At 62.4% G+C, this 5,047-nt stretch carries 5 protein-coding genes; 1 reads left to right on the top strand and 4 read right to left on the bottom strand.

The window, feature by feature from the left end; all coding sequences use genetic code 11:
- On the bottom strand, positions 1-1,543 hold a 1,543-nt coding region (locus EOA36_RS27350; protein ID WP_135885934.1), incomplete at its 3' end, for a hydantoinase/oxoprolinase family protein.
- Between the two features lie 80 nt (positions 1,544-1,623).
- Positions 1,624-2,529, bottom strand: a complete 906-nt coding sequence (locus tag EOA36_RS27345; RefSeq protein WP_126101848.1) for a LysR family transcriptional regulator — start codon at positions 2,527-2,529, stop codon at positions 1,624-1,626.
- A gap of 81 nt (positions 2,530-2,610) precedes the next feature.
- Here EOA36_RS27345 and EOA36_RS37435 point away from each other — a divergent pair, with 81 nt between their 5' ends.
- Positions 2,611-2,877 (top strand): hypothetical protein, encoded by a 267-nt coding sequence (locus EOA36_RS37435; RefSeq protein ID WP_167498733.1) that lies wholly within the window; start codon positions 2,611-2,613, stop codon positions 2,875-2,877.
- 384 nt (positions 2,878-3,261) lie between these two features.
- Here EOA36_RS37435 and EOA36_RS27330 read toward each other — a convergent pair whose 3' ends face one another.
- Entirely contained in the window at positions 3,262-3,495 is a 234-nt protein-coding gene (locus EOA36_RS27330) for a hypothetical protein (protein WP_126101846.1), read from the bottom strand.
- A 2-nt stretch (positions 3,496-3,497) separates the two neighbouring features.
- A protein-coding gene (locus EOA36_RS27325) for an IS66 family transposase (protein ID WP_127280206.1) occupies positions 3,498-5,047 on the bottom strand; the annotation gives its coding sequence in 2 pieces (ribosomal slippage) (positions 3,498-3,860 and positions 3,862-5,047; 1,549 coding nt annotated over the 2 pieces). This gene is flagged as partial in the annotation.

The raw sequence follows: 5,047 nt of genomic DNA, 5'->3' as shown, positions 1-5,047 counted from the left end.
GCTCGTCCAGTCGTGCGACGAAGGCTGATGCGACAGCTACTGACTTTTCGGCCAGAAGCAGACCCACGGCACTGAAAACGCCCGCTGCTGCAGGAACATATATGCGGCCGATCTCCAAGCTTCGCGCAATGGACGCCCCATGCACGCCGCCATTGCCTCCAAAAGCGAACATGGCGAAATCGCGCGGATTGCGCCCGCGATAGGTCGTCACCGCCTTGATGGCCCGCACCATCGTCGCATTCGCAACCTCATGCACGCCGTATGCGGCTTCATGCACGGACATTCCGAGCGGGGAGGCGATCGTCCTCTCAAGAGATGCGCGCGACAAGCCGGCATCGATCCTTACTGTTCCGCCGGCCAGAGACTGCTGATTCAAGAAGCCGAGCACGATATTCGCATCCGTAACGGTCGGCTCCTCACCGCCCAGCCCGTATGCGGCCGGACCCGGCGCCGCGCCGGCGCTGTCAGGGCCGACTTTGATAGCCCCTGCCCGGTCCAGCCGCACGATGGAGCCGCCACCAGCGCCAACCTCAGCGATGTCGATGACCGGAAGCTTGAGCGCGTATCCGCCGCCGCCGGCGATCGCACCCGCGGTGCTCATCGAAGCGCCGATCTCGTAGTTTTCGGCGAAGATGACATCGCCATCCTCGATCAGGGAACCTTTCGCGGTGGTGCCGCCCATGTCGAACGTTATGGCGTTCCGGATACGCAGAAGGCGGGCCAGATGGGCGGCGCCGACGACACCCGCCGCCGGCCCGCATTCCACGATCTGGGCCGGCTTGTCCTTCACCGCATCGGAGGAGATCGAGCCTCCGGAGGACTGCATGACTGATATGCGGGCGTTGCAACCGGCCGCAGCGAGATCGGCTTCCATCCCTTCCAGGTAGCGCTTAACCGGAGGGCCGACATAGGCGTTTACCACCGTCGTGCTGGTACGTTCGTATTCACGAATCTGCGGGAGCACGTCGACCGAAAGGGTTACGAAGCAGCCGGGGAGCAATTTCCGGAGGAGCGCGCCGGCGCGGCGTTCGTGGTCGGGAAAGCGATAGGAGTGCAGGAAGCAGACGGCGACAGCCTCCGCCCCCGACCTGGCGATGACCTCGGCGGCCTTGCACACATCATCCTCAACCAGCGGCACAACGACGCTGCCATCGGCTCCGACGCGCTCACGAACTTCAAGCCTCAGGTCGCGCGCCGCCAAAGGAAGAGGTTTGACGTAGAGCGGCTCGTAGAGCTTAGGCACACGGATGCGCCGCAATTCAAGCACATCACGAAATCCCGCCGTTGTGAGCAGCGCGACGCGGGCACCCTTGCCCTCCAGAATCGCGTTTGTAGCGACGGTGCATCCGTGCGCCATTTCGGCCATCGTCTCGATCCGAAGATCTCGGGCCGATGCGAGGGCTTTCGCACCTTCGATCACTCCGCTGGCATAATTCTGGGGTGTCGATGGCACCTTAATCGTACTTAGCAGCCCGTCCTCGGCTATAAAGGCAATATCGGTGAATGTACCACCAATGTCGGACGCCAAACGCCAGCCTTTCATCGAACCCTCCCTGCTCCACCAATTTGACGAAACATAGAAAGGAGCGCCCCATAGATGCAAATCGCAATTTACGCTGGAGATCAATAAAGTAATTTTATCGAGTCCGATGAGCCGCGTGCCTTCAAGAACTCTATGGCACGTTCGGTGAGCGTCTCGGGGACATGCGTGTCCGGCCCCTGCGGGTAGCAGACCGTGAAGCGGACATCGGTGAGCTTGAATTCGGTATCGACGACGACAAGGCTGCCGGTAGCGACTTCCTCCTCGATAGAGCCGAGAGGCACCGCGCCTATCCCCAAGCCCTTGCGAACCATCAAAATGGTTGTCTGAAGCGAGTTGATCGGGTTCAGCCTGGGCGCAATATCGGCTTTGCGAAGATCGCGCAGCAGATCCTGGTGTGGCCTAGTCATCCGCTCGAAGGTGAAGATGTCCATGCGGTCGATTTCGGCCGGTGTTAGCTTCCTGCCGTGCAGGCCGAGCGACGGTGCGGCTGCGAATACCATGGGACAGTCACAGAGCAGATGGTTGATCATCTGCGGATTGGAGATGGGACCCACAATGAACCCGATATCGATTTGTCGGGCAAGCAATTCGTCGCGCAGTCGATAGGATGGACCGATGTGAAGCTCGAACTCGGCATCCGGATTTGCCGCGCGCAAGGCCGCAAGGAAGGGCGGGATCCAGATGACTGCCATCGTGTCTGAAGCCCCGATACGCACGATTCCACGCAGCTCGCCTTTGCCGTAGCGTTTGAGGGCCTTGGCTTGGATTTCCAGTAGCTTCTCGGCGCTGCGAAGAAAGCTGCGGCCCTGCGGAGTGAGCGCAACCCGATGGCCCGAGCGATCGAAAAGACTGACGCCCAGCCGATCTTCGAGCGCCGCGATACGCGCTGAAATGGTTGGCTGTGTTGTGTTCAGTTGCTCCGCAGCCTTGGCAAAGGTCCCGAGCACCGCTACAAGATAGAAGCTTTTGATCTGGTCAAAGGTCATGCAGCTTTATCGGTCGGCGTCGGCGGTTCTGCAAGCGCCTTGGCGAGCCGGCCAGCCCCGTGATGGCACGCGGACCCTCGCGTGGGACTGATGATGCCGGTGGCAAACGACTACTACTCGGACCTAAACGACGAAAGGCGCCACTTCGATCTCGCCGACGCCTGCGCCGGCTACAGTGATCAGCTGGAGCTGCAAGCTGTTTCCCTCCTTGTCTTCCCGAATTCCGTCGCCGTTAGTACGCCGATATCCAACGGCATCGAAGCTGCCCGCGCACGCATTGAGCAAAAAATCAGAATGTTGGAGGAGCACATTCTCGGGTTCGCCACACAGGGATCCGTGCCGCCGTGATGACCGTACCCGGCATTGGCGTCTTGACGGCCAATCCGCTTCGTCACCGCGGTGGATGATTTAGCGCGCTTTGTTCGCTCATCGGGTGTTGGCGCCCATTTCGGCCTGACGCCGAGACGGTATCAATCGGGAAGTCGATCGTGACGGGTCGGTGTCAAAATGCGACGACACGCTCACAGGCACCTATCTATCTCTTCGAGCTGCGGGCACTCTGTTGGCACGGGTCGCCAGATGGTCTGCACTGAAAGCGTGGGCGCGCGTCTGGCGCGCCGGATTGGCAGCAAGAAAGCCCGAGTGGCCGTCGCCTGCAGAGTACCCATCCGGTGAAGTCCGCAGACGTGCGTATCTGGTGACCGTGAGGACCTGAGCACCGGAGTGCTGGGGTCAAGCTTTCGATGAGGAGACCCGATGATATTCTTCGAGGAGGAGTTTGACCTCCTCGATGCCTTCATCGGTGAAGGCCAAGATCCCGTCGTCATCGTTGGTGCCGTACACCCAGATGACGCCGTCCTCCGGCTCGAGACCGAGGGTCAGTTCGTGGATGAGCGCTTCGCTGACGCCGAGGTCGCTGGCGACACGGCCGACGGTGTAGACGTGATGCACCTTATTGCGCTGCATGATCAGGCGGCAGCTGGTTGGGTCCGCAGTTTTGCGGACCTCCAATTCCACGGCAGCAGATCATCGATCCGATGGGCCGGATAGGCGGGCAGTCGGGCGAGGACGTCGGCGAGCCAGGCCTGCGGGTCGATATCGTTCATCTTGGCGCTGACGATCAGGCTGTAGAGAACGGCAGCGCGCTGTCCGCCGCGATCGGAACCGCAGAACAGCCAGGACTTTCTGCCGAGAGCGATGCCGCGCAGGGCTCGCTCGGCTGCACTGTTCGATAGGCAGATCCGCCCATCGTCGAGGAACCGGGTGAAGGATGACCAGCGGCGCAGCATGTAGTTGAAGGCCTTGCTCAGGTCGTGTCCGCGCGAGAGCTTTGTCGCGCGTCTCGATCATCCAGCGCTCGAGCTCGGTGAGCAGCGGCGCGCTCCGCTCCTGGCGCACGGCGTGGCGTTGGGCTGGCGACAGGCCGTTGATCGCGCGTTCGATATCGAACAGGGCATCGATGCGCTTCACGGCTTCGACCGCCAGTGGATAGACCAGGTTGGGCTTCTCGCTGCGCGCCTTCTTGCGCGCCGCCGCTTCGATATCGGCCAGCTCGAACATTTTGCGCCGGCTGTGGGCCCAGCAGCTGGCTTCCATAACAGGCGCCGGCTGACGACCCGTCGCATAGAGATCGCCATAACCGCCAAAGGCATCGGCCTGCAGAATGCCGCTCCAGCCGGCGAGATGCGCCGCGGGATGTTCGCCTCGACGATCGCGGGAATAATAGAATACCGCCGCCGGCGGATCGGCGCCGCCGAACGGTCGGTCATCGCGCACATAGGTCCATAAACGGCCGGTATCGGTCTTGCCCTTGGCCAGGACCGGCACCGTTGTGTCGTCGCCGTGCAGACGTGAAGCGGCCAGCACATGGGCTTCGAGCTGCTTGAACAGCGGCATCAGCGCCGCGGCGCCGGCCCCGACCTGGTCGGCGAGCGTCGACAGGCTGAGCGGCACGCCTTCGCGCGCATAGCGTTCAGCCTGGCGGTTGAGCGGCTGATGCTGGCCGAACTTCTCGAACAGGATCATCGCCAGCAGGCCGGGACCGGCCCAGCCACGCGGGGTGGCGTGGAACGGCGCCGGAGCCCGGCTGATCGCCTCGGAGTCGCGGCAGGTGAACTTCTCCCGCACGTGCTGGATCACCTTCCATTGCCGCGGCACCACCTCCAGCGTCTCGGTGATATCCTCACCCAACTTGCGTAGCCGATGACCGCCGCAGCAGTGACAAGCAGTCGGCGCGGGCTCGACCATGCGTTCGCGCGGCAGATGCTCGGGAAATGGCTGGCGCGCGGGTCGCTTGCGCACATAAGGCGCCACCTCGGTGGTCCGGGCCGCAGCCTGTTCGGCGGCGATCTCGTCTTCCGTCGCGGTGCTCTGGAGTTCCTCGAAGATGAGTTCCATCTGGTCGTGCAGGCGGGCTGAGCGTTCAGAACTCTGACCATGCAGCGCCCGCTGCAGCTTCCGGATCGTCAGATCCTGATGTGCGATCAGCGCTGCATCATCCGATGCCTTGGCTCTGGCG

It is taken from the genome of Mesorhizobium sp. M8A.F.Ca.ET.021.01.1.1, assembly GCF_003998025.1.
Taxonomy (GTDB): domain Bacteria; phylum Pseudomonadota; class Alphaproteobacteria; order Rhizobiales; family Rhizobiaceae; genus Mesorhizobium.
The sequence above is the reverse complement of the archived record's forward strand: the minus strand, read 5'-3'. Positions and strand labels throughout refer to the sequence as shown.

Bases quoted from the DNA above. Each gene is read 5' to 3' on its own strand.
- EOA36_RS27330 (WP_126101846.1), bottom strand. From the start codon at position 3,495: ATGCAGCGCAATAAGGTGCATCACGTCTACACCGTCGGCCGTGTCGCC.
- EOA36_RS27345 (WP_126101848.1), bottom strand. From the start codon at position 2,529: ATGACCTTTGACCAGATCAAAAGCTTCTATCTTGTAGCGGTGCTCGGG.